This window comes from Streptomyces sp. NPDC088812 (genome assembly GCF_044750285.1).
Lineage (GTDB): Bacteria > Actinomycetota > Actinomycetes > Streptomycetales > Streptomycetaceae > Streptomyces.
This window is the reverse complement of record NZ_JBIVJP010000003.1, coordinates 469,170-491,974: the sequence shown is the minus strand read 5'-3', so window position 1 is coordinate 491,974 and position 22,805 is coordinate 469,170. Positions and strand designations below refer to the sequence as shown.

The window sequence follows — 22,805 nt, the reverse complement described above, 5'->3', positions numbered from 1 at the left end:
GTGTGGTGCGTCAGTCCCGCCGCCGCGGTGTGGTGCGTCAGTCCCGCCGCCGCGGTGTGGTGCGTCAGTCCCGCCGCCGCGGTGTGGTGCGTCAGTCCCGCCGCCGCGGTGTGGTGCGTCAGTCCTGCTGCGGGTGGTGCGCCGGGATGGGCGGCAGGTCGCCGGTCGTCTCGTACGCCGCGAGCATGTCGATGCGGCGGATGTGGCGCTCGTCACCGGAGAACGGCGTGTTGAGGAAGGTCTCGACGAACTTCGTCGCCTCCTCCTCGGTGTGCATGCGGGCGCCGACGGCGACGACGTTGGCGTTGTTGTGCTGCCGGCCCAGGGAGGCCGTCTCCTCGCTCCACGCGAGGGCGGCGCGGACGCCCTTGACCTTGTTCGCGGCGATCTGCTCGCCGTTGCCGGAGCCGCCGATCACGATGCCGAGGGAGCCGGTGTCCGCGGCCGTGCGCTCCGCGGCGCGGAGGCAGAACGGCGGATAGTCGTCCTGGGCGTCGTAGATGTGGGGGCCGCAGTCGACCGGGTCGTGACCCGCCGCCTTGAGCCATTCGACGAGGTGGTTCTTGAGTTCGAAGCCTGCATGGTCCGAGCCGAGATACACGCGCATGGGACGAGTGTGACACGCGCGCCACCGGGTAGCAGCGCCGGGTGTCGTGGCCGAAAGACGTCAGTAGCGCTACTGAACCTCAGGGGAAGCTCCAATAACAATACGGATTCGAAGGTTCCTGAATTCGAACACCTCGGATTCACTGGACCGGCTCGTACCCACCCCCGTACGGCCCGAACACCGCACGTATGTGAGACACCTCCACGCGGCGCAAAGGATTCCGTCCCATGACTTCGCAGCAGACCCTGACGGAGGCCGGCCACGGCCCCGGCGGGCCCGGTGAGCCCGGTGCCGGGCTTCAGGCGGGCCTCAAGAACCGCCATCTGTCGATGATCGCCGTCGGTGGCGTCATCGGCGCCGGGCTGTTCGTCGGTTCCAGTTCCGGGATCGCCACCGCCGGTCCCGGCATCCTCCTGTCCTACGCCCTCGTCGGCACCCTCGTGGTGCTGGTGATGCGGATGCTCGGCGAGATGTCCGCGGCCCATCCGACCTCCGGTTCGTTCTCCGCGCACGCCGACCGCGCGCTCGGCCCCTGGGCCGGGTTCACCATCGGCTGGCTGTACTGGTTCTTCTGGGTCGTCGTGCTCGCCGTGGAGGCCACCGCGGGCGCCGCGATCCTCGAGTCGTGGATCCCCGCCGTTCCGCAGTGGGGGTGGGCGCTCATCGTGATGGTGGTGCTGACCGCCACCAACCTCGTCTCCGTCGGCTCCTACGGCGAGTTCGAGTTCTGGTTCGCCGGCATCAAGGTCGTCGCCATCGGTGCCTTCATCGTGGTGGGCGCGCTCGCCGTGTTCGGTGTGCTGCCCGGCGCCGACAGCGAGAAGGCCGCGCTCGGCAACCTGGTCGACCACGGCGGGTTCCTGCCGAACGGGGCCGGCGCCATCCTCACCGGTGTGCTGCTGGTCGTCTTCTCCTTCATGGGCAGCGAGATCGCGACCCTGGCCGCCGGTGAGTCCGAGGACCCGCAGCGGGCCGTCACCAAGTCGACCAACAGCATCATCTGGCGCATCGCCGTCTTCTACCTCGGGTCGATCTTCGTCGTCGTCTGCCTGCTGCCGTGGAACGACCCCTCGATCAAGGAGAAGGGCTCCTACGTCGCCGCCCTCGACTCCCTCGGCATCGCGCACGCCGGTCAGATCATGAACTTCATCGTGCTGACGTCGGTGCTCTCCTGCCTCAACTCCGGGCTCTACACCGCCTCCCGCATGGCCTTCTCGCTCGGTGAGCGCGGCGACGCGCCGAAGGCGTTCGCGCGGACGACGCGCCGTGGTGTGCCGATGGCGGCGATCGTCGCCTCCGTGGTCTTCGGGTTCGTCGCCGTCTTCTTCAACTACAGGTTCCCCGACTCCGTCTTCCTGTTCCTGGTGAACTCCAGCGGTGCCGTCGCGCTGTTCGTGTGGCTCGTCATCTGCTTCTCGCAGCTGCGCATGCGGAGGATCATCGAGGCGGAGGCGCCGGAGAAGCTGGTCGTACGGATGTGGCTGTACCCGTACCTGACCTGGGCCACCGCCGCCCTGATCGTTTTCGTCCTCGGTTACATGCTGACCGACACGGAGCACGACGGCCGCCGGACCGTCCTGCTGTCGCTGCTCGTCGCGGCCGTCGTCCTCGTCGTCGCCTTCGCACGACAGCGGGCGAGGGGCGTCACGAGGAGCGGCGGGAGTGGCGGCGGGGCCCGCCCTCCGTTCAGAGCACGGTGAAGCTCTCCTTCACCTCGTCGTACGTGCGCAGCGCCGCCGCCTCGACGTGGGGCTGGTACCAGGTGTTGATCTGGTACGACGTCCCGCCCTCGTCGAAGCCGAGGAGGCGGGCGTGCCAGGGGGTGCCCTGGAGCGTGAACGTGTACTCCCAGACGACCGCCGGATTGCCGCGGAACGTCGTCTCCTCCAGGCGGATCTTGCGGTAGTCCCGGCCCTGGTGGGCGTTGCGTTCCGAGGCGCGCCAGGTGTCCATCAGGTCGCCTTGGGCCAGGGAGGAACTGGCCACGAGCTCCTGGGTGCCGTCGGGGGACGTGTAGTGCACCTCGGCGCCCGTCTTCACGTCCCGCCGCCAGCCCTCGGGCGTCGCCCACGCGTACCCGCCGGCCTCCTGGTGCGCGCCGGGCGGCAGGCTCGGCGGTCTGGAGGTGCCCTCGACGGTGGAGGTGGGGGTGGGGGCGGGAGTGGGAGTGGGAGTAGTGGCGGAGGTGGTGGCCGGGTGGTGCGTGGGTGAGGAACCCGCCTGGTTCCCGCCGTGGCCCGATCCGGACGACGCCAGCGCGATCCCGACGGCGGCGGCCACGGCCGTGACGCCGGTGGCGGCCGCGAGCGCCGTGCGGCGGCGGAGGGCGGCGGGGAGGCGGGGGCGGCGCCCGGTGGGACGGGGCGCGGGGGCGGGCGCTGCGGCGGGGCTGCGCCCGGGCGGCGTGGCGGGGCTGCGCTCGGGTGGCGGGGCGGGGCTGCGCTCGGTGGGCGCGGCGGGGCTGCGCTCGGTGGGCGCGGCGGGGCTGCGCCCGGGCGGCGCGGCGGGGCTGCGCCCGGGCGGCGCGGCGGGGCTGCGCCCGGTGGGTGCCTGGGACCGTGTGAGCGAGACGCCGGGGCGGGAGGAGAGCGGGGTTCCGCCGGCCGCGTGGGGTTCCGGCCGGCGCGGGTCCGCCGGTTCCTCCCCGGCCGCCGGAGTCACCGGAGTCGGCGAAAGCGGCGTAGGCGGCGGTATCGGCGGAGGCGGCGCGGGCGTCGGGAAGGCCACCGGCCGCAGCACCGACTCCAGGTCGGTGAGACGTGCGCGGACCGTCGGTTCCTTCTCCAGGAGGGCGGCCAGGACGTCCCGCAACGGTCCTGCCGTGGGCGGGAGTTCGGGTTCCTCGTAGAGGACCGCGTGCAGGGTCGCCAGGGTCGTGTCGCGGGAGAAGGGCGAGTGGCCGGCCAGGGCGGCGCAGAGCGTGGCGCCCAGGGACCACACGTCGGAGGGCGGGCCCTGCGGGCGGCCGGAGATACGCTCGGGGGCCATGTAGTCGGGGGAACCGACCAGCATGCCGGCCATGGTGAGCGCCGTCGTGTCCTGGATCGCGGCGATGCCGAAGTCGGTGAGGACGACGCGTTCGCCGCCGTCCTCGACCAGGACGTTGCCCGGTTTGATGTCGCGGTGCAGGACACCGCGCGCGTGCACCTGGTGCAGTGCGGTGACCAGGCCGAGGCCGATCCGGGCCGTCGCGCGCGGGTCGAGGGGTCCCGCCTCGGCCGTGATCCGCTCCAGGGAGCGGCCGGCGACCAGCTCCATGACGATCCAGAGGCGTTCGCCCTCGTCGACGACGTCGTAGACGCGGACGACGTTGGGGTGGTCGATCCGGGCGGTGGCCCTCGCCTCGCGCAGGGTGCGTTCGCGGCGGGTGCGCGCGTCCTCCGCGTCGAGGCCGTCGATGCGCATCTCCTTGACGGCGACCTGCCGGTCGAGCATGTCGTCGGCGGCCCGCCACACCCGCCCCATTCCCCCCTGGCCGATACTCTCGACCAGCCGATAGCGTCCCGCCACCACAAGACCCGGAATCCCGGAACTCCTGGTGTTTCCCGGACCGCCCGTGTTTCCCGGGCCCCCCGCTCCTCCCGCATTCCTCGCATCACCCGGCAATTCACGTCACCCCCTCCATTGCCCGCTTCCTGAAAACAATGGTCACACTTGGTGCCGCACCAGCATAGTGCGGAGAAATCTTGTGGTACCTCTTCAGGTACTGCGAATTCAGGCGCAGCCAAGGGGGGCGAACATGAGTTCTCGTCGTATGACGGCCGTCGCCGGATCGCTGGTCGTGGCATCTTTCTCGGCGGTGTTGGTGCTTTCCGTGCCCGCCGGGGCGGACGACCAGGGGCCCGGCAGCAGTGACGGGGGAAAGGCCGTCGACCAGGCACCGGACGGCGTCGAGTTGACCACGCTCCTGCCGGAGCGGATCTCGGTCGACAACGACTCCGGGGAAACGGCGATCACCGCCACGGTGAAGAACGAGGGGACCAAGGAAAGCGGTGCGCTCAGGCTTTTGGTCGTCGGATTCGACGGGCTGACGGTCGAAAACGTCCAGGGGTGTTCGCGGATCGCGGAGAAGGATCTCCCCGAGGGCTCGAACAGCGGTTTCTCGTGCCCCGTCGGCTCGCTGGCGGCCGGGGCGTCGACGTCGTACGACATCGACGCCGGCTTCGATCTCGGCAAGACCGGGAAGATCTGCCTGCCCGTCCAGACCACGGACGGGTCGAAGACGTTCTGGCAGCAGGGGCCGGTGCCGTTCGGGACGACCAACCCGTCACCGAACGCGCCCGCCACCCCGCTGCTGCTCGGTACCGACAACACGCCCGTGGGGCCGGGCGGCGACGAGTTGCCCAGGACCGGGCCCGGCCGGGAGGTCGTGCCGCTCGGCGCGGCCGGAGCGGCGCTGCTCGCGGCCGGCGCGGCCGGACTGTGGTGGTCGCAGCGGCGACCGGCGGGCCGGCAGGGCTGATCGCGGAACGCCGCCGGCGGGAGGGGCGAACGGCGAACGGCGAGGGGAAACGGAAGCGGGGAAACAGAAGGACGGGGAAACGGAAGAGGCCCGCCGGTGTGCCGTCGTGGGACGGCCGGGCGGGCCTCTTCTCGTACCGACCGACCGGGGTCAGCGGCGGGCGAGCTTCCAGGCGGTGGGCAGCAGGCCCATCGCCAGGGCCGCCTTGAGGGCGTCGCCGATCAGGAACGGGGTGAGGCCGGCGGCGATCGCGGCGGAGGCGGAGAGGTCGGCGGCGTAGGCCAGGTAGGGGACGCCGACGGCGTAGATGATCGCCTCGCCGACGAGCATGGTGCCGGCCATGCGCCACATGCTGCGGTCCGCGCCGCGGCGGGCGAGGGCGCCGACCACGGTGGAGGCGAGGATCATGCCGAGGACGTAGCCGAAGGAGACGGCGCCCGCGCCGGACGCGCCGTCCGCGAACCACGGCACGCCCACGACACCCGCCACGGCGTAGAGGGCCAGGGAGAGGAGGCCGCGACGCGCGCCCAGGGTCGTGCCGACGAGCAGCGCGGCGAAGGTCTGGCCGGTCACCGGGACCGGGGAGCCGGGCACCGGGACCGCGATCTGGGCCGCGAGGCCGGTGAGCGCGGCGCCGCCGAGCACGAGCGCGACGTCCCGGACACGGGAGGCCGGGAGGAGGTCGGCGAGGACCTGTCCGGGACTGGCGGGGGTGGCGGCAGCGGTGCTCATGGGGACTCCGCGGGGTCAGGGGCGGTTCGGGACACCGCGACGCTATCCCAGGGGAGTGGGGCCCATCACCGTCACGGGTCGACAAACGGCCGTTCGGTGACTTGGTGGGCTTTGGACAACATGCCGTGGTTACACCCGGTACGGCGTGACGCTGGTCACTGAGGTGACGTGGTGCGGGCTACGGGGAGGGAGGGGCGGGCGTCTGTAGGGTTTCGCCAATCGGGCGCGACCTGACCGCCGAGGCCCCGCGGACCGCCGACGCGGCGCGGGCCACCGGAGCGGCGCGGACCGCCGACGCGGCGCGGGCCACCGGAGCGGCGCGGACCACCAAGACCGCGCAGACCACTGGCACCGCCCGGTACGGCCGACACCGCCCGGTACAGCCGACATCGCCCGGTACAGCCGACATCGCCCGGTACGGCCGGAACCGCCCGGTACGGCTGGCATCTCCCCGCCGCCACCACCCGCCGCCTCCCCCGCCGCCACCGCCGGTCTCCCCCGCAGCCACCGCCACCCCCGCCACCCCCGCCGCCGTCTCGCCCGTCGGTCGCCGTCTGGGCAGCGGTGGAGCGCTTTGCTAGCTTCGGGCCCATGGTTGCCCAGGCCCGGAACTTCTCGTCGCGTCGCCACGTCGACCTGCGGCGCGTCGGCGCGGCCGCCTGTCGCTCGCCCCGGTGAGGCGGGCGGAGCCGATCCGTCACGCCTCCTTCGCAGACGGCGCAGTGTCGGACCGGCCCCGAGGAACTCCTCCATGTCCCGTACCACGGCATTCCCTCCCACCCCCTCTCCCGTCCCCCGGGTCGCCGACAGCGCTCGGCGGCGGACCAGCGCCAGCGTGATCCTGCGGTCCGTGCTCGAGCACGGACCGGTCGCGCGCAGCACCATCGCCCGGCTGACCGGGCTGTCCCCGGCCTCCGTCACCGGCCACTGCGCCCACCTCAGCGGCCTCGGACTGATCCGGGAGGCGGACGCGCCGCGGCGCGGCAACGGGGCGGGCAGGCCGCACGTCCCGGTGGATCTGGACGACGGGCGGTTCGTGGTGGGCGGCGTGCACGTGGCCGTGCCGTACATGACGGTGGCACTGCTCGATCTGCGCGGCCGGGTGGTGGCGCAGCGGGAGGCGAAGCACCGTGGGACCGACCCCTTCGCCGTGCTGACGCGGGCCGCCGACGGGCTGGAGGCGCTGCTCGCCTCCGCTCCCGGCCGCCGGGCCCTCGGGGTGGGGGTGGCCGTCGGCGGCTGGGTCGACCGGGACGCGGGGACCGTCGTGGAGCATCCGCTGCTCGGCTGGCGGGACGTGCCGGTGCGGGAGGCGATCGGCGACCGCACCGGGCTGCCGGTCCAGGTGGACGGCCACGCGCGGGCGTTGGTCAACGCGGAGCGGCTGTTCGGGCGGGCGCGCGGTAGCGGCAGTGTGCTGCACCTGTTCGTCGGCAACGTCGTCGACGCGGCGTTCGCCACCCGCGACGAAGTGCACCACGGGCCGCGGTCGCAGGCGGGCGCCATCGCCCATCTGCCGCTGGCCGGGGGCGGTGAGCCGTGCGCCTGCGGGCGGACCGGCTGCCTCCAGGCGGAGCTGAGCGAACGGACGCTGTGCCGGCGCGCCCGCGCGGCCGGGGTGACCGACGGGACGAACCCGATGCACGTCGTCGCCGCGGCGGCCGGCGGGAACCCGGTGGCCGTACGGCTGCTGCTGGAGCGGGCCCGGACGGTGGGGCGGGCGGTGGCGCTGCTGATGGACGTGCTCAACCCGGAGCGCGTGGTCGTGACGGAGGTCGGAGCGCTCGCCCGGGAGGACTGCCTGGCGGCGATCCGCGCGGAGGCCGGGCCGGCGCGTGCGGCCTCGGTGGCGCCGACGAGTTTCGCGGACTCCGTGCTGGCGGTGGCGGGCGGCGCGGTGGCTCTGGACGTGCTCTACCGCGATCCGCTCGCCGTGCCGCACGACGGGAATTAATTCAGAAACTCGGAATGTTGACAGGAGCCCGACGTGGCGTGGAATATCTACCTCATGAGCTGTCGCACCTTCTGTTGCTGACGCCCCGGCGCGCCGGAGCGCGCCCCATCCCCCCTCCCCCGAGGGAATTCTGTACGCGAACTCCCCACGCAGGTTTCCTCTCTGCGTGGATACGCGGCGCGAGTTCCCCACGCGAGTCCTCTGTGCAGGTTCTCCGCGCGAGTTCCCCGCGTGAGTTCTCCGCGCAAGTTCTCCGCATGAGTTCCCCGCGTGAGTTCCCTGCGTGAATTCCTCGGATGGATTCTGTCTCCCGCATCGATTATCCGTGTCGGATTCCTTTCCTGCCCGGAATTCCGCCCGTCTCCCACGGCCCACGGCCGCCGCGCCGCCGCCGCGTCCTGCCGCCGTCTCTCCGCCGCTCCTGTCTGGGGGTCCTCCCATGCCCGTTTCCCGTGCGCCCGGTGTCGACCGGCGCCTCTTCCTCGCCTCCCTGCTCGGAGTGACCGCCGCCGCGGCCGGTCTGAGCGGCTGCGCCGAGAGCAGCGCGGCCACCGGGTCCGAGGGCGCCTCGACGGCTCCGCTCGCCGACAAGGTGCCCGCCGGCACCAGTCTGAAGATCGCCTCCTATCAGAACGCGCAGGAACTCCAGCTCAAGCTGGCGAAACTGCCCGAGCTGCCGTTCAAGGTGTCGAACTGGCTGAACATCGGCGCCGGCCCCGATGTCATCAACGCCTTCCGCGCGAAATCCCTGGACGTCGCCAACAATGCGGGCATCCCGCCGATCCAGGCGTACTACCAGGGATTCGACGCGAAGATCGTCGCGATCAACATCACGCGCAAGCCGAACTACCTCTTCGCCACCAAACCCGGCAGCGACATCGAAAGCGTCGACGATTTCAAGGGCCGGAAACTGGCGTTCTCGCAGGGACAGGCGCAGGGCGTCGTCCTGCTGCGGGCACTGAAGAAGGCCGGCCTGGCGTACGACGACGTGGACCTCGTCCCGCTGACCAGCAACCAGTTCCTCACCGCGCTCCAGTCCGGCCAGGTGGACATCGCCCCGCTGGGCAACACCCAGGCGCCCTCCTACCTCCAGCAGTACGGTTCCAAGGGCGCCCGCACCATCGCCACCGACGTCGTCGACCTGCTCAACCTGCTGTGGGCGCCGGTGTCCGTGCTGAACGACCGGGCGAAGGCGGCCGCGATCGCCGCGTACGTGCCGCAGTGGGCGCAGAGCCAGGTGTGGCAGTACGAGAACCCCGACGTCTGGAACCAGGAGTTCTACGTCAAGACGCAGAACCTGACCCTCGCCCAGGCCGAGGCCATCACCGCCCTCGCCAACAAGCCGCTGTTCCCGCCGAGCTGGGACGAGGCGATCGCCTGGGAACAGGAGACCGCGGACCTGCTCGCGGAGGGCGGCTTCGTGAAGAAGTTCGACGTCGGCGAGCTCTTCGACCACCGTTTCGAGGGCATCGCCGCGCAGTCCGTACCGGCCGAGTACCGGAAGTGACCGCCATGACCACGACCACCCTGGACAAGGCTCCCGTCGTCGCCGACGACGAGCGCCCCCGCACCCGCCGCCGCCGAGGGCTCGCCCCCGGCCGGCGCCTGCCCGCCGCCCGCCTCACCGGGCCCCTGCTGCTGCTCGCCCTGTGGGCGGCGGCCTCCGCCGCCGGACGGCTCGACCCCAACGCGATCCCGGCGCCCTGGACGGTGCTGGAGACCGGCGCCCACCTGTGGACCGACGGGACGCTGACCACCGACGTCCTCACCTCGTTGCAGCGGGCCGGGGCCGGCTTCGCGATCGGCCTGACCGCGGGGGTGGTGCTCGCGCTGGCGTCCGGGCTCACCCGCACCGGCGAGGCGCTGATCGACGGGACGGTCAACCTCAACCGGGCGATCCCGACCCTCGGCCTCATCCCGTTGTTCATCCTCTGGCTGGGTATCGGCGAGACCTTCAAGATCGCGATCATCGCCATCGTCGTCTACATACCGATCTACCTCAACACGCACGCCGCGCTGTCCGGCATCGACCACCGTTTCGTCGAACTCGCCGAGGTCCAGGGCCTGTCGAAGGCACGGTTCATCCGGGAGATCGTCATCCCCGGAGCGCTGCCCGGGTTCTTCGTGGGGCTGCGGCTCGGCGTGACCGGATCCTGGCTCGGTCTGGTGGTCCTGGAGCAGATCAACGCCACCAGCGGCCTCGGCTACATGATGTTCCAGGCGCAGAACTACGGCCAGTCGGACGTCATCCTGGTCGGCCTGGTCGTCTACGGCATCTTCGGTCTGATCTCCGACAGCACGGTCCGTCTCGTCGAACGGAGGGTGCTGTCGTGGCGCCGCACACTGAGCAGCTGACCCGTCCCGCCGTCCGGCTCAGGGGACTCACCCGCTCCTTCGACGGGCGTACCGTCCTCGACGGCATCGACCTGGACATACCCGCCGGCCAGTTCGTGGCCCTGCTCGGGCACAGCGGCTCCGGCAAGAGCACCCTGCTGCGGGCGGTCGCGGGCCTCGACCACAAGGTCACCGGCAGCGGACAGCTGACGGCACCGGAGCGGGTGTCGGTCGTCTTCCAGGACTCCCGGCTGCTGCCCTGGCGGCGGGTGCTGCCGAACGTCCTGCTCGGACTGGACGGCAAGGAGGCCGAGGAGAAGGGCCGCGAGGCCCTCGCCGAGGTCGGGCTCGCCGGCCGCGAACGGGCCTGGCCCAGCGAACTGTCCGGCGGCGAGGCCCAGCGCGCCGCCCTGGCCCGCTCGCTGGTGCGCGAGCCCGAACTCCTCCTCGCCGACGAGCCCTTCGGGGCGCTGGACGCGCTCACCCGCATCAGGATGCACACCCTGCTGCGCGAGCTGTGGGAGCACCACCGGCCCTCCGTGCTGCTCGTCACCCACGACGTGGACGAGGCGATCGTGCTCGCCGACCGGGTCCTCGTCCTCGACCACGGCCGCATCGGCCTCGACCTGACCATCGCCCGCCCGCACCCGCGCTCGTACCGCGACCCGCTGCTCGGCGAGTACCGCGAACGGCTGCTGGCCGCGCTCGGCGTCACCGAGGACGTCGCGTGACCGTCCGCCGCGGTGACCGGCTACCGGGGGCTGCCGCCCCCCGGCCCCCGCTGCGGCCCTGAACGGGCCTCGTCCTCACACGCCGGACGGGCTGGACACAGCCGTCCGGCACCCGGCACCCGGCACCCGGCACCCGGCACCCGGCACCCGCCCACCGTCCGGCACCGTCCCACCCGAAGGACCCCCATGCCCCGGCAACTCCACCTCAACGCCTTCCTCATGAACACCGGCCACCACGAGGCGTCCTGGCGGCTGCCCGAGAGCGACCCGTACGCCCACGTGGAGCTCGCCCACTACGTGCGCCTGGCCCGGGCCGCCGAACGCGGCACCTTCGACTCGCTCTTCCTCGCCGACAGCCCGCAGCTGTGGGGCACGGTCGCGCAGCGCCCGGCCGGCGCGCTGGAGCCGCTCACGCTGCTGACCGCGCTGGCCACCGCGACCGAGCACATCGGCCTGATCGCCACCGCGTCCACCTCCTACAACTTCCCCTACAACCTGGCCCGCGCGTTCGCCTCGCTGGACATCATCAGCGGCGGCCGGGCCGGCTGGAACGTCGTCACCACCGCCGGCGCCGAGGCCGCCCGCAACTTCGGGCTCGACGCGGAACCCGCCCACGCCGAGCTCCCCCACTCTCGACTCCGCTCGAGCGGGGGGACCCCCATCGCCCGCGCCGCCGAGTTCCTCGACGTGACGCTGAAACTCTGGGACAGCTGGGAGGACGACGCGGTCGTCGCCGACAAGGCGGCCGGGCTCTGGGCCGACGACGCGAAGATCCACCCGCCCCGGCACCGGGGCCGTTTCTTCGGCGTCGAGGGTCCGCTCAACGTGCCGCGCACCCCGCAGGGCCATCCGCTGCTGGTGCAGGCCGGCTCGTCGGAGAACGGCAAGGCGTTCGCGGCCCGGTACGCCGAGGCGGTGCTCACCGCCCAGCAGACCCTCGACGACGCCCAGGCGTTCTACGCCGACCTCAAGTCCCGTACGGCGGCGGCCGGCCGCGACCCCGAGCACATCAAGGTCCTGCCCGGCATCGTCCCGGTGATCGGCTCCACGGAGGCCGAGGCGCGGGCGAACGAGCGGGTGCTGGAGGACCACATCGTGCACGCGCACGGGGTGTCCCGGCTGGAGAGCCTGCTGCAACTGGAGCCGGGCACCCTGGAGCTGGACGCGCGGCTCCCCGCCGACCTGCCGCCCGAGGACGCCGTCGAGGGCGCCAAGAGCCGCTACACGCTCGTGGTGGAGCTGGCCCGGCGCGAGCGGCTCACCGTGCGGCAGCTGATCGGACGGCTCGGCGGCGGGCGCGGGCACCTCACCTTCGCCGGGACGCCCGAGCAGGTCGTCGACGCGATCGAGACCTGGTTCACGCGGGGCGCCGCCGACGGCTTCACCATCATGCCCGCGCTGCTCCCCTCCGGCCTCGACGCCTTCGTCGACCACGTCGTCCCGCTCCTGCGCGCCCGCGGCCTGTTCCGCACGGACTACGGCCCCCGGCAGACCCTCCGGGAGCGCTACGGCCTCCCCCGCCCCGCCAACCGGTACGCCACCGCCGCCGGCACCCAGGCGGCCGCCCCCGCCCTCGTCTGAAAGGACCCACCCATGTCCCTCGACATCCGCAAGGTCACCGCGCACATCGGCGCCCAGGTGTCCGGCGTCGACCTCGCCGAGCCGCTCGGCGAGGAGACGGTCGCCGCCCTGCGCGAGGCGCTCAACGTCCACAAGGCGCTGGTCTTCGACGACGTCGACCTCGACGACGAGGGCCAGCAGGCCTTCGCCCGTCAGTTCGGCGACCTCACCACCGCCCACCCGACCGTGCCCGCCGTGGACGGCGCCCCCAACGTGCTGCCCGTCGACAGCGAGCAGGGCATCGCCAATCACTGGCACACCGACGTCACCTTCGTCCTCAACCCGCCGCAGGCCAGCACCCTGCGCAGCCTGACGCTCCCGCCGTACGGCGGCGAGACCCTGATCGCCAGCTCGGCGGCCGCGTACCGGCAGCTGCCGGAGCCGCTGCGCCGGCTGGCCGACGGGCTGTGGGCGGAGCACACCAACGACTACGACTACGCGGTCCCGGCCGAGGACATCGACGAGGAGCGGGCCGCGCAGCGCGCCCAGTTCACGTCGATCAAGTACCGCACCGCCCACCCCGTGGTCCGCGTCCACCCGCTGACCGGCGAGCGGGGACTGTTCATCGGCGGGTTCGCCCAGCGGATCGTCGGCCTGTCGGTGGGCGAGTCCCGCACGATCCTGGACCTGCTCCAGTCGTACGTCGTCCGGCCGGAGAACATCCTGCGCCACCGCTGGTCGCCGAACCAGCTGGTGCTCTTCGACAACCGCATCACCCAGCACTACGCCGTCGACAACTACGACCGGCAGCCGCGCCGGCTGCACCGGGTGACCGTCGCCGGTGACATCCCGGTCGGCATCGACGGCAAGGAGAGCTGGTCGGTGCAGGGGGACGCGGCGCACTACACGTCCGTAGCGGAGTAGCCACGGGGTGTTCCGGACGTGTCCGGATACTGGGTGGCCCATTTCCCTGAGCGGACGGGCCGCCCAGACTGTGGGGGTTTTTGACCTCTCACGCATTGGACGAGCCGCGCCCATGCCCAGCACCACCACAGGGACTCCGCCGGAGGCGGACGTCTCCCTCTCCCACGGCCTCAAGCAGCGCCATCTGTCGATGATCGCCCTCGGCGGCGTCATCGGCGCGGGCCTCTTCGTCGGGTCCGGCGCGGGTATCGCCGCCGCCGGACCCTCGATCGTCCTCGCCTACGCCCTCTCCGGACTCCTCGTGATGCTGGTGATGCGGATGCTGGGCGAGATGTCGGCCGCGTATCCGTCCTCGGGCTCCTTCTCGGCGCACGCCGAGCGGGCGATCGGCCCCTGGGCGGGCTTCACCGCGGGCTGGTCGTTCTGGGTGCTGCTGTGCACGGCCGTCGGGCTGGAGGGCATCGGCGCGGCGAAGATCGTCACGGGCTGGCTGCCGGGCACACCCGAGTGGGCGTGGGTGGCGCTGTTCATGGTCGTCTTCTGCGGGACGAACCTGGCCGCCGTGAAGAACTTCGGCGAGTTCGAGTTCTGGTTCGCGGCCCTGAAGGTCGGGGCGATCAGCCTGTTCCTGGTGCTGGGCGTGCTGGCGATCGCCGGGGTGCTGCCGGGCACGGACTCCCCGGGTGCCTCGCACCTCACCGACTTCCTCCCGCACGGCGGTGAGGGCCTGGTCGTCGGCCTGCTCGCCTCCGTCTTCGCCTACGGCGGCCTGGAGACGGTCACCATCGCCGCGGCCGAGTCGGAGAACCCGGTGCGGGGCGTGGCGAGCGCGGTCCGTACGGCGATGTGGCGCATCGCGCTGTTCTACGTCGGCTCGATGGCCGTCATCGTCACCCTGGTGCCCTGGGACGCGCCGGACGTCGTCGAGAAGGGCCCGTACATCGCCGCCCTCGACCGGCTCGGCATCCCCGGCGCCGGCCAGCTGATGAACGTGGTCGTGCTGGTCGCCCTGCTGTCCGCGATGAACGCCAACATCTACGGCGCCTCGCGCATCGCCTACTCCCTGGTGGGGCGCGGCCAGGGCCCCGCGGCGCTGGGCCGGGTCTCCGCCGGGGTCCCCCGGACCGCCGTCCTCGTCTCCTGCGTCTTCGGCTTCGTCTGCGTGCTGCTGAGCTACTGGCGGCCCGACGACGTGTTCACCTGGCTGCTGAACATGATCGGCGCGGTCATCCTGGTCGTCTGGATCTTCATCGCCGTCTCCCAGCTGCGGCTGCGCGGCCGCCTGGAGCGCGAGGCCCCCGGGAAGCTGGTGGTGCGGATGTGGGCGTTCCCGGTGCTGACGTGGGTCGCGCTGGCCGGCATGGCGGCGGTGTTCGTCCTGATGGCGCGTGAGCCGGACACCCGGGTGCAGCTGTACTCCACGGGCGCGATGACGGCGATCCTGGCGGCGGCCGGGTACCTCCGGCAGCGCCGGCTCGCCCGGGACTGACCCCCGTCCCGCGGTCCCGTCCGAGGCCCTCACGTGAGACCTTGGGTTCTAGGAGTCGTTGCAACACCCCAGCTCAAGGGGTGCGATGGACTTCGAGATCCGGGAGAACCGGGGCAAGGCTCAGGGCCGCAGGACCCTGGTCCGTGAGCGGGAGGAATACTTCCGGCTCATGGATCAGGGCCTGAGCAGCGCCGAAGCCTGCAAACGTGTCGGGATCAACTACCGGACGGGCAAGCGGTGGCGTAACGGCCGGGCAGCCTCCGGCAAGGACAAGGCCGCACCGCCGGTCCGTGCCGTGACAGCGCCCGAGGGTCCGTCGAGGTATCTGCGGGAAGCGGACCGTATCCACATCGCCGACCGGCTGCGGGAGAAGGCGTCCGTCCGGCAGATCGCGGCCGAGCTGGGCCGCAGCCCCTCCACCGTCAGCCGCGAGATACGCCGCAACGGCATGCCGCTGCGCAGGGACACTTCCCGCTGGGCCTACCGGCCCTACGCCGCCCAGGCCCGCGCCGATGCCCGCCGGCCCCGCCCCAAGCCGGGGAAGATCGGCCAGAACCCTGAGCTGCGCAACTTCATCCAGCATCACCTGGACCTACGGTGGAGTCCCGAGCAGATCTGCCAGGCTCTGCGCAGCCAGTTCCCCGACCGGCCGGAGATGCACGTGGCGCACGAGACCGTCTACCAGGCCCTCTACGTCCAGGGCCGGGGTGAACTGCGCCGTGAGCTGGCCAGGGCGCTGCGCACGGGCCGGGTGCGGCGCAAGCCCCGCCGCCAGGCCCAGCAGCGCACCCCACGGTTCGCCACCCCGATGGTAATGATCAGCGAACGTCCTGCCGAGGCCGAAGACCGGGCCGTGCCCGGACACTGGGAGGGCGACCTGATCATCGGCAAGGACGGCAGCTCCGCGATCGGCACCCTCGTCGAACGCGCGACCCGCTACGTGATGCTGCTGCACCTGCCCGACGGCCGCAGTGCCGAACGCGTCCGCAACGCCCTGGTCGAAACCGTCCGGACCCTGCCCTCCCACCTGGTGCGCTCCCTGACCTGGGACCAGGGGGCCGAGATGGCCGCCCACGGCTCCTTCACCGTCGCCACCGACGTCCCGGTCTACTTCTGCGACCCGGCAAGCCCCTGGCAGCGTGGATCCAACGAGAACACAGGCGGCCTGCTGCGGCAGTACTTCCCCAAGGGCACCGACCTCACCGTCCACACCCGCGACCACTTGGCGGCCGTGGCCGCCGAGCTCAACAGCCGCCCACGCAAAACGCTCGACTGGGAAACCCCAGCCGAGCGCCTGCATAAACTGCTCGCGGCCTGATCAACCGACCACGTGTTGCAACGACCCCTTGAATCCGCCGACACGTGAGGGCCTTTCCCCTGCCCTGCCTCACCCCTGCCCTGAGAACGGACGTGCCCTGAGAACAGACGTGCCGCACGGAGGGCTTCGCGTGCTGGCGGCGTTACGGCTCGCAGGGGACGTTCAGGGACATGAGGGACGCGGTCGGTCCCTCCAGGCGGACCTCGCTCACGGCGGCGTTGCGCAGGCGGGGGAAGAGGCGGCGGTAGTGCTCGACGGGGATCGACAGCAGCCGGCACAGCGCCAGCCGCAGGAGGGTGTTGTGGGCGACGACCAGGACGCGTCCGCCCTCGTGGGCGGCGGCGATCCGGCGCAGGGCCGCGGCACCCCGGGCGGCGGCGGTCCGCGGGTCCTCGGCCTCGGGGAAGGGGTGTCCGACCGGGTCCGCCAGGAAGGCCTCGGCGCGCCGCGGGTCCGTCACGGCGAACTCGGCGAGCGTACGGCCCTCGACGACCCCGAAGTCGCACTCGCGCAGGGCGGGTTCGCGCCGGGCGGCCAGGCCCAGGGCGCGGCACGCGGGTTCGGCGGTGGCGGTGGCGCGGGAGAGGGTGGACGTCCAGACGGCGTCCACGGGGTGGGCGGCGGCCCAGCGGCCGAGCGCCTCCGCCTGGGCCCGGCCCCGCTCGGTGAGGGCCACGTCGGTCAGCCCCGCGTACCGGTTCTCGGCGTGCCACACGGTCTCCCCGTGGCGGGCCAGGAGCAGGGCCGTCCGCAGCCGGAGCGTCGCTCCGGGCTGCTCGTCCTCGGTGTCGTCGGCCTCTGCGGCCCGGCCGGTGTCCACGGTCGTCACGGTGCCCTCCCCGGTGTCGGCGATCGTTCGTCGCACCGGCGGATACGGAAGTACCGGCCGGTCCGACTCACCGTCACGAAGGCTTCCCCGGCCGGACAGCGCGGACACGAGGGGGCGGTGCGGGTCCGCCGGGGGTGCTGCGCGGACCCGCCCCGCCCGGGGGCCTGATGACCGGGCGGACCTACAGGTTGCTGAAGTCCGGGCCCTTGGTGCGGGTGCGCTTGATCTCGTAGAAGCCGGGGACCGAGGCGACCGCGAGGGTGCCGTCCCAGAGGCGGGCCGCCTCCTCCCCCTGGGGGGCGGGGGTGACGACGGGGCCGAAGAACGCGATCTGCTCGCCGTCGGGACCGGGCACGGCGATGACCGGCGTGCCGACCTCCTGGCCGACCTTCTCGATGCCCTCCTTGTGGGAGGCGCGCAGCTCCGCGTCGAACTCGAAGTCCTCCTGGTCGGCGTAGTCGATCAGGTCGGCGGGCAGCCCGGCGTCGGCGAGGGCGCCGGCGATGGACTCGCGGGTGGGGCCCTCGCCGTTGTTGTGGAAGCGGGTGCCGAGCGCGGTGTAGAGGGGGCCGAGGACGTCGTCGCCGTGCTTCTGCCAGGCGGCGGTCACCACGCGGACCGGCTTCCAGGCCTTGGTGGCGAGCATCTCCCGGTACTCCTCGGGCAGCTGGTCGAGCTTGTCCTCGTTGAGGACGGCGAGGCTCATGACATGCCAGCGGACCTCGATGTCGCGGACCTTCTCCACTTCGAGCACCCAGCGGGACGTCATCCACGCCCACGGGCACAGGGGGTCGAACCAGAAGTCGACGGGGGTCTTCTCCGACATGTCTCTCCTCGGGGCGAACCGTTTCCCCGGTGAACGCCTCCGGCCGTGCGGCGCATTCCCCGGTGCCCGGCGTCAGGGGCGCATGGCAGGATCGGTGCTGTCCAGCGCCATACGGCCGACCCCGAGGGAGTACCGCCCGTGCCCGGTGAGAACCTGTCCCGCGACGAGGCCCGGGAGCGGGCCGCCCTGCTGTCCGTCGACGGGTACGACGTGTCGCTCGACGTGCGGTCGGCGGTGGGCGAGGCGGCCGGGGACGGTCCGCGGACCTTCCGCTCGGTCACCACGATCCGCTTCCGCTGCAACGAGCCGGGCGCGTCGAGCTTCGCCGACCTCATCGCCCCGAGCGTGACCGCGGTCACCCTCAACGGCCGCGACCTGGACCCCGGCCAGGTCTTCGACGGCTCCCGGATCCTGCTGGAGGACCTGGCCGCCGAGAACGAACTGGTGGTGGACGCCCGGTGCGCCTACTCCCGCACCGGCGAGGGCCTGCACCGCTTCGTCGACCCGGAGGACGGCGAGGTCTACCTCTACACACAGTACGAACCGGCCGACTCCCGCCGCGTCTTCGCGAACTTCGAGCAGCCCGACCTCAAGGCCCCGTACCGCTTCGAGGTGCGGGCGCCCGAGGAGTGGGTGGTGTGGAGCAACGGCGCGGGCGAGCGGACGGACGGGGTGTGGCGGTTCGCGGAGACGAAGCCGATCTCGACGTACATCACGTGCGTGGTGGCGGGGCCGTACCACTACGTGACGGATTCCTACGAGCGGGTGTTCGAGGACGGTACCCGGCTGGAGATCCCCCTCGGCGCCCTGTGCCGCAAGGGCCTCGCGCCCCACTTCGACGCCGACGACGTCTTCCTCGTCACCAAGCAGGGCCTGGACTTCTTCCACGACCGCTTCGACTACCCGTACCCCTTCGGCAAGTACGACCAGGCGTTCGTGCCCGAGTACAACCTGGGGGCGATGGAGAACCCGGGGCTGGTGACCTTCCGGGAGGAGTACATCTTCCGGGGCAGGGTCACGCGGGCGTCGTACGAGGGGCGGGCGAACACGATCCTGCACGAGATGGCGCACATGTGGTTCGGCGACCTGGTCACCATGGAGTGGTGGGACGACCTGTGGCTGAAGGAGTCCTTCGCGGACTTCATGGGGGCCTTCTCTCTGGTCGGCGCCACCCGCTTCACCGACGGCTGGATCACCTTCGCCAACCGCCGCAAGGCGTGGGCGTACCGCGCCGACCAGCTCCCCTCCACCCATCCGGTCACCGCCGACATCCGCGACCTCCAGGACGCCAAGCTCAACTTCGACGGCATCACCTACGCCAAGGGCGCCTCGGTCCTCAAGCAGCTGGTGGCGTACGCCGGGCAGGACGCGTTCCTGGAGGGCGCCCGCCGCTACTTCAAGCGGCACGCCTACGGCAACACGCGCCTGGGCGACCTGCTGTCGGTGCTGGCGGAGACCAGCGGCCGGGACATGGGCGCGTGGGCGCGGTCCTGGCTCCAGACGGCCGGGGTGAACGCGCTGACCCCGCAGGTGCTGCTGGATGCGGAGGGCCGGGTCGCGGAGCTGGCGGTGCTCCAGGAGGCGGCGGAGTCCCACCCCGAGCTGCGGCCGCACCGGGTGGCGATCGGGCTGTACCGCGTGGCGGACGGCCGGCTGGTGCGGTACGCGCGCGCCGAGACGGACGTCGACGGGCCGCGGACGGTCGTCACGGAGCTGGCCGGCGCCGAGGCTCCGGACCTGGTCCTGGTCAACGACGAGGACCTGACGTACTGCAAGGTCCGCTTCGACGAGACCTCGCTGCACACCCTGCGGGAGCACCTGGGGGACTTCACCGACCCGCTGGCCCGCGCCCTGTGCTGGTCGGCGCTGTGGAACCTGACCCGGGACGCACTGCTGCCCGCCCGGGACTTCGTGGACCTGGTGCTGCGGTTCGCGGGGCGCGAGTCCGACATCGGGGTGCTCCAGATGCTGCACGCGTGGGCGGAGTCGGCGCTGGTGCACTACGCGGCGCCCGGGTGGCGGGCGGCCGGTGAACGGCTGCTGGCGGAGGGCGCGCTGACGGAGCTGCGGTCGGCCCGGCCGGGCAGCGAGCACCAGCTGGCGTGGGCGCGGTTCTTCGCGTCGGTGGCGTCCGGGCCGGCCGACCTCGGCCTGCTCCAGGGGCTGCTGGAGGGCTCGGCGAAGATCGACGGCCTGGCGGTGGACCAGGAGCTGCGCTGGGCGTTCCTGGAGCCGCTGGCCGCGCACGGGGTGGCAGACAAGGGCGTGCTGGCCGCGGAGCTGGCCCGCGACGACACGGCGTCGGGCAGGCGCCACCAGGTCCGCTGCCTCGCCGCCCGTCCGTCGGCGGCGGTCAAGGCGCAGGCGTGGGCGCAGCTCGTGGAGTCGGAGGCGCTGTCCAACGCGCTGGTCGAGGCGACGATCGCCGGCTTCGCGCGGCCCTCGCAGCGCGAGCTGCTCGCGCCGTACGCGCCGAAGTACTTCGAGGTGATCGCGCGGATCTGGGAGCAGCGGTCCATCCAGATCGCGATGCACGTGGTCAGGGGTCTGTTCCCGGCCGCCCAGGACTCCCCCGGCACGCTGGCGGCGACGGACGCGTGGCTCGCGGCGCACGAGTCGGCGCCTCCGGCGCTGCGGCGGCTGGTCCTGGAGGCACGGGACGACCTGGCGCGGTCACTGCGCGGACAGGCGTGCGACGCGGCGGCCGACGCCGGCTGAGGCCCTCGCGGCCGGTGCCGGGCCCAGCCCTCCGGGGCCCGGCCACCCGGCCGAGCCTCCGGGGCCCGGCTGCCCCAGCCGAGCCTCCGGGGCCCGGCTGCCCCAGCCGAGCACGCAGGACCCGACTGCCCGGCCGAGCCCTCGGGGCCCGGCTGCCCCGGCCGAGCGCTCAGAGCCCGGCTGCCCCGGCCGAGCGCTCACGGCCCCGCCGCCGCGCCCGACCTTTGGCCTGAACTCCGGCGGACGGTGACCGTTACGGAATTCATTCCATCCGAACCGTAACCCCCTGGCCCCACCCGGCGGGACCAGGGGTTTCGGCGCCTACTCGGCATCCGAACACGCGTCCTTTAGGGCGAGCTTGTCTGCTTTTGTCGACAGACGTGTAACAGGGGTTAAGAGGCGGATCGGGCGAGGGAATGTCCGGGGCATGAACCACAACACCCCGCTCCCCCCGGCCACCCCCCGCCCCGTGTGCCACCTGTCGGACGTACAGCGCCGCGTCATGACGGCGGCCCAACTGCGCACGCACGGCGTGTCGTCCGCCGAGACCGTCGAGCAGTGCCGCCCCGGCGGCCCCTGGCAGCAGATCCTCCCAGGGGTCTTCCTGCTCCACCCCGGGCCGCCGACCAGCGAGGAGCGGCTGCACGCGGCGCTGCTGTACGCGGCCCGCGAGGTGCCGACGCCCGGGGTGCCGGTCCAGCCGGGCGTGGGGGAACCGCACCGCCCGGTGTACACCGAGGCGGTGATCACGGGGCTCGCGGCGCTCACGCTGCACGGCTTCACCACCACGCCCCCACTGCTCTCCGTGGAGCGCATCGACGTCCTGGTCCCCCGGCTGCGCCGGCTGCGCTCGGCGGGCTGGGCGCACATCGTCCGCACCCCCGCGCTGCCCGCGGCCGAGCAGGTGACGGGCGTGCCGGTGGCGCCGGTGCCGCGCGCGCTGGCCGACGCGGTGGCGTGGCTGACGGACGCGGCGGCGGTCCGGCGGCTGCTGACGGAGGCGGTGCGCGGGGGCCACTGCGAACCGGCCGCGGTCGTCGCGGAGTTGAACCGGGCGAAGCTGCTGGGCCGCCCGCACGTGGTGGACGCGGTGGACTCACTGCTCGCCGAGGGCCGGGCGATCGCGGAGCACCGCCTCTACACGATGGTCCGCGAGTACGGCCTGCCGGACCCGGTGTGGAACGTCGACCTCCGGCTGCCGGGCGGCCCGCATCTGGGGGGTCTGGACGCCTACTGGCCGGAGCACGCGGTGGCGGTGGAGCTGGACACGCGCGCGCCCCGGCAGGGCCATCGGCAGGACGACGACGCCCTGTGGTCCGAGTACGCGCGCAAGCGCGAACACCTGGAGCGGCTCGGCATCACGGTCGTGCACATCACGCCCAAGAAGCTCCGCGACGCGATGGAACAGCAGGCGACGGTGGTGCGTACGGCCCTGATGGCGGCCGGGGACCGCGATCCGGCCGCGCACGTCGTGGTGCTGCCCCGGTAGTGACCCACCGGGGAGCGGCATCAGGAGGGGAGAGGAGGGGCCGTCCGGCGAACGGACGGCCCCTCCTCGTGCGGGCCGGAACGCGCGACGCGGACGCGTACCGGAACCGGCGGCCGGCCGTCAGGCCGTCAGGCCGTCAGGCCGTCAGGCCGTCAGGCCCTACGTCTCCGGCGCGGACACCCGCCCGGTGACCGGGCGTTCCCGCCACAGCCTCAGTGCCACGTCGACCAGCCGTACCCGGGTCAGCCCGGCGACGGCGTCCAGGTCGTGCCAGGCGGCCATGTCGGTGGAGCCGCCGACCTCGTGGCGCAGCTCGCCGCCGACGACCCGCCCCTCGTACACGATCCGCACCCCGTGGTGGTCCACGGGCCCGCGCAGGCCCGCCCGGCGGAAGACATGGCGGGAGGAGTCCACACCGAGCAGACCGGTCACCTCGACGCGGTACCCGGTCTCCTCCTCCAGCTCGCGCACGACGGTGTCGTACGGGTCCTCGCCATGCTCCATGCCGCCGCCCGGCAGCACCCACTCCGGGGTGCCGTCCGGCGCGGGTGAGCGGGCGAGCAGGAGCCGGCCGTCCCGGACACACACGGCGTAGGCCGCCACCCTCGACTTCTGGCGCACAGGGGGACGTTAACCGGTCCGGTCCGGATCGTCAGGTGAGTATCCGGGGGCGGACCGGAGCAGGGGAGGGCGCGGCCGGCGGAGGGGCGGCGGCGGCGCGCGGGAGCCTGACGGTTATGGGAGGGATGCACGGTCCCTGGGGCGACTTGTCGCGTTGGCCGTCGATGCCCGCAATCGCCATCGCGGGTTTTCCCCATACATCCATTGCGAT

18 protein-coding genes are annotated in these 22,805 nt (G+C 72.6%); 12 read left to right on the top strand and 6 right to left on the bottom strand.

The features are described 5' to 3' along the window. Window positions 1–118: 118 nt before the first annotated feature. The gene (locus ACIP67_RS08340) at window positions 119–607 is read right to left on the bottom strand and encodes a ribose-5-phosphate isomerase (protein WP_389512396.1); all 489 of its coding nucleotides are present in this window, start codon (window positions 605–607) and stop codon (window positions 119–121) included. 227 nt (window positions 608–834) lie between these two features. Between ACIP67_RS08340 and ACIP67_RS08335 the strand changes: the two genes are divergently transcribed. Next, entirely contained in the window at window positions 835–2,307 is a 1,473-nt protein-coding gene (locus ACIP67_RS08335) for an amino acid permease (protein WP_401689208.1), read from the top strand. Here the strand turns inward: ACIP67_RS08335 and ACIP67_RS08330 are convergent. After that, window positions 2,294–4,072, bottom strand: coding sequence for a protein kinase (locus ACIP67_RS08330; protein ID WP_401689302.1), 1,779 nt, complete (start codon window positions 4,070–4,072; stop codon window positions 2,294–2,296). The two genes, ACIP67_RS08335 and ACIP67_RS08330, sit on opposite strands and share 14 nt — an antisense overlap. A gap of 274 nt (window positions 4,073–4,346) precedes the next feature. On the opposite strand from ACIP67_RS08330, the gene ACIP67_RS08325 reads away from it, so the two are divergent. Next, window positions 4,347–5,069 carry a hypothetical protein gene (locus ACIP67_RS08325; RefSeq protein ID WP_401689205.1) on the top strand — a complete coding sequence of 241 codons (723 nt, stop codon included), beginning with the start codon at window positions 4,347–4,349 and terminating at the stop codon, window positions 5,067–5,069. Window positions 5,070–5,219: 150 nt separating this feature from the next. Here the strand turns inward: ACIP67_RS08325 and ACIP67_RS08320 are convergent, their stop codons facing one another. Beyond that, window positions 5,220–5,801, bottom strand: coding sequence for a biotin transporter BioY (locus tag ACIP67_RS08320; protein WP_401689202.1), 582 nt, complete (start codon window positions 5,799–5,801; stop codon window positions 5,220–5,222). 751 nt (window positions 5,802–6,552) lie between these two features. On the opposite strand from ACIP67_RS08320, the gene ACIP67_RS08315 reads away from it, so the two are divergent. From ACIP67_RS08315 to ACIP67_RS08280, 8 genes are all read left to right on the top strand, one after another. Continuing rightward, window positions 6,553–7,755 (top strand): ROK family protein, encoded by a 1,203-nt coding sequence (locus ACIP67_RS08315; protein ID WP_401689199.1) that lies wholly within the window; start codon window positions 6,553–6,555, stop codon window positions 7,753–7,755. Between the two features lie 439 nt (window positions 7,756–8,194). Further along, complete coding sequence (locus ACIP67_RS08310; protein ID WP_401689196.1) at window positions 8,195–9,262, top strand: ABC transporter substrate-binding protein; 1,068 nt, start codon at window positions 8,195–8,197, stop codon at window positions 9,260–9,262. Between the two features lie 5 nt (window positions 9,263–9,267). Continuing rightward, the gene (locus tag ACIP67_RS08305) at window positions 9,268–10,110 is read left to right on the top strand and encodes an ABC transporter permease (protein ID WP_401689193.1); all 843 of its coding nucleotides are present in this window, start codon (window positions 9,268–9,270) and stop codon (window positions 10,108–10,110) included. After that, window positions 10,086–10,820: an ABC transporter ATP-binding protein gene (locus ACIP67_RS08300; protein ID WP_401689190.1), complete on the top strand. Its 735-nt coding sequence runs from the start codon at window positions 10,086–10,088 to the stop codon at window positions 10,818–10,820. Before ACIP67_RS08305 ends, ACIP67_RS08300 begins: the two co-directional genes overlap by 25 nt. Before the next feature lie 186 nt (window positions 10,821–11,006). Continuing rightward, on the top strand, window positions 11,007–12,401 hold the full coding sequence (locus ACIP67_RS08295) for an LLM class flavin-dependent oxidoreductase (RefSeq protein ID WP_401689187.1): 1,395 nt from the start codon (window positions 11,007–11,009) through the stop codon (window positions 12,399–12,401). Between the two features lie 12 nt (window positions 12,402–12,413). Next, window positions 12,414–13,304 carry a TauD/TfdA dioxygenase family protein gene (locus tag ACIP67_RS08290; RefSeq protein ID WP_401689184.1) on the top strand — a complete coding sequence of 297 codons (891 nt, stop codon included), beginning with the start codon at window positions 12,414–12,416 and terminating at the stop codon, window positions 13,302–13,304. Window positions 13,305–13,416: 112 nt separating this feature from the next. After that, complete coding sequence (locus ACIP67_RS08285) at window positions 13,417–14,793, top strand: amino acid permease (protein WP_401689181.1); 1,377 nt, start codon at window positions 13,417–13,419, stop codon at window positions 14,791–14,793. 169 nt (window positions 14,794–14,962) lie between these two features. Continuing rightward, window positions 14,963–16,111: an IS30 family transposase gene (locus tag ACIP67_RS08280; RefSeq protein ID WP_401689299.1), complete on the top strand. Its 1,149-nt coding sequence runs from the start codon at window positions 14,963–14,965 to the stop codon at window positions 16,109–16,111. Window positions 16,112–16,253: 142 nt separating this feature from the next. Here the strand turns inward: ACIP67_RS08280 and ACIP67_RS08275 are convergent, their stop codons facing one another. Together ACIP67_RS08275 and ACIP67_RS08270 are read right to left on the bottom strand one after the other, a co-directional pair. After that, window positions 16,254–16,865, bottom strand: a complete 612-nt coding sequence (locus ACIP67_RS08275) for a histidine phosphatase family protein (protein ID WP_401689296.1) — start codon at window positions 16,863–16,865, stop codon at window positions 16,254–16,256. Between the two features lie 256 nt (window positions 16,866–17,121). Then, on the bottom strand, window positions 17,122–17,766 hold the full coding sequence (locus ACIP67_RS08270; RefSeq protein ID WP_401689179.1) for a DsbA family protein: 645 nt from the start codon (window positions 17,764–17,766) through the stop codon (window positions 17,122–17,124). Window positions 17,767–17,904: 138 nt separating this feature from the next. On the opposite strand from ACIP67_RS08270, the gene pepN reads away from it, so the two are divergent. Continuing rightward, window positions 17,905–20,484 carry an aminopeptidase N gene (gene pepN / locus ACIP67_RS08265; RefSeq protein ID WP_401689176.1) on the top strand — a complete coding sequence of 860 codons (2,580 nt, stop codon included), beginning with the start codon at window positions 17,905–17,907 and terminating at the stop codon, window positions 20,482–20,484. Between the two features lie 427 nt (window positions 20,485–20,911). Continuing rightward, on the top strand, window positions 20,912–21,973 hold the full coding sequence (locus ACIP67_RS08260; RefSeq protein ID WP_401689173.1) for a hypothetical protein: 1,062 nt from the start codon (window positions 20,912–20,914) through the stop codon (window positions 21,971–21,973). A gap of 159 nt (window positions 21,974–22,132) precedes the next feature. Here ACIP67_RS08260 and ACIP67_RS08255 read toward each other — a convergent pair whose 3' ends face one another. Further along, entirely contained in the window at window positions 22,133–22,594 is a 462-nt protein-coding gene (locus ACIP67_RS08255) for an NUDIX hydrolase (protein ID WP_401689171.1), read from the bottom strand. Window positions 22,595–22,805: the final 211 nt, after the last annotated feature.

Excerpts from the sequence above, each read along its gene's own strand:
- ACIP67_RS08340 (WP_389512396.1), bottom strand. The coding sequence starts at position 607 with ATGCGCGTGTATCTCGGCTCGGACCATGCAGGCTTCGAACTCAAGAAC.
- ACIP67_RS08335 (WP_401689208.1), top strand. The coding sequence starts at position 835 with ATGACTTCGCAGCAGACCCTGACGGAGGCCGGCCACGGCCCCGGCGGG.
- ACIP67_RS08330 (WP_401689302.1), bottom strand. The coding sequence starts at position 4,072 with ATGGGGCGGGTGTGGCGGGCCGCCGACGACATGCTCGACCGGCAGGTC.
- ACIP67_RS08325 (WP_401689205.1), top strand. The coding sequence starts at position 4,347 with ATGAGTTCTCGTCGTATGACGGCCGTCGCCGGATCGCTGGTCGTGGCA.
- ACIP67_RS08320 (WP_401689202.1), bottom strand. The coding sequence starts at position 5,801 with ATGAGCACCGCTGCCGCCACCCCCGCCAGTCCCGGACAGGTCCTCGCC.
- ACIP67_RS08315 (WP_401689199.1), top strand. The coding sequence starts at position 6,553 with ATGTCCCGTACCACGGCATTCCCTCCCACCCCCTCTCCCGTCCCCCGG.
- ACIP67_RS08310 (WP_401689196.1), top strand. The coding sequence starts at position 8,195 with ATGCCCGTTTCCCGTGCGCCCGGTGTCGACCGGCGCCTCTTCCTCGCC.
- ACIP67_RS08305 (WP_401689193.1), top strand. The coding sequence starts at position 9,268 with ATGACCACGACCACCCTGGACAAGGCTCCCGTCGTCGCCGACGACGAG.
- ACIP67_RS08295 (WP_401689187.1), top strand. The coding sequence starts at position 11,007 with ATGCCCCGGCAACTCCACCTCAACGCCTTCCTCATGAACACCGGCCAC.
- ACIP67_RS08290 (WP_401689184.1), top strand. The coding sequence starts at position 12,414 with ATGTCCCTCGACATCCGCAAGGTCACCGCGCACATCGGCGCCCAGGTG.
- ACIP67_RS08285 (WP_401689181.1), top strand. The coding sequence starts at position 13,417 with ATGCCCAGCACCACCACAGGGACTCCGCCGGAGGCGGACGTCTCCCTC.
- ACIP67_RS08280 (WP_401689299.1), top strand. The coding sequence starts at position 14,963 with ATGGATCAGGGCCTGAGCAGCGCCGAAGCCTGCAAACGTGTCGGGATC.
- ACIP67_RS08270 (WP_401689179.1), bottom strand. The coding sequence starts at position 17,766 with ATGTCGGAGAAGACCCCCGTCGACTTCTGGTTCGACCCCCTGTGCCCG.
- ACIP67_RS08260 (WP_401689173.1), top strand. The coding sequence starts at position 20,912 with ATGAACCACAACACCCCGCTCCCCCCGGCCACCCCCCGCCCCGTGTGC.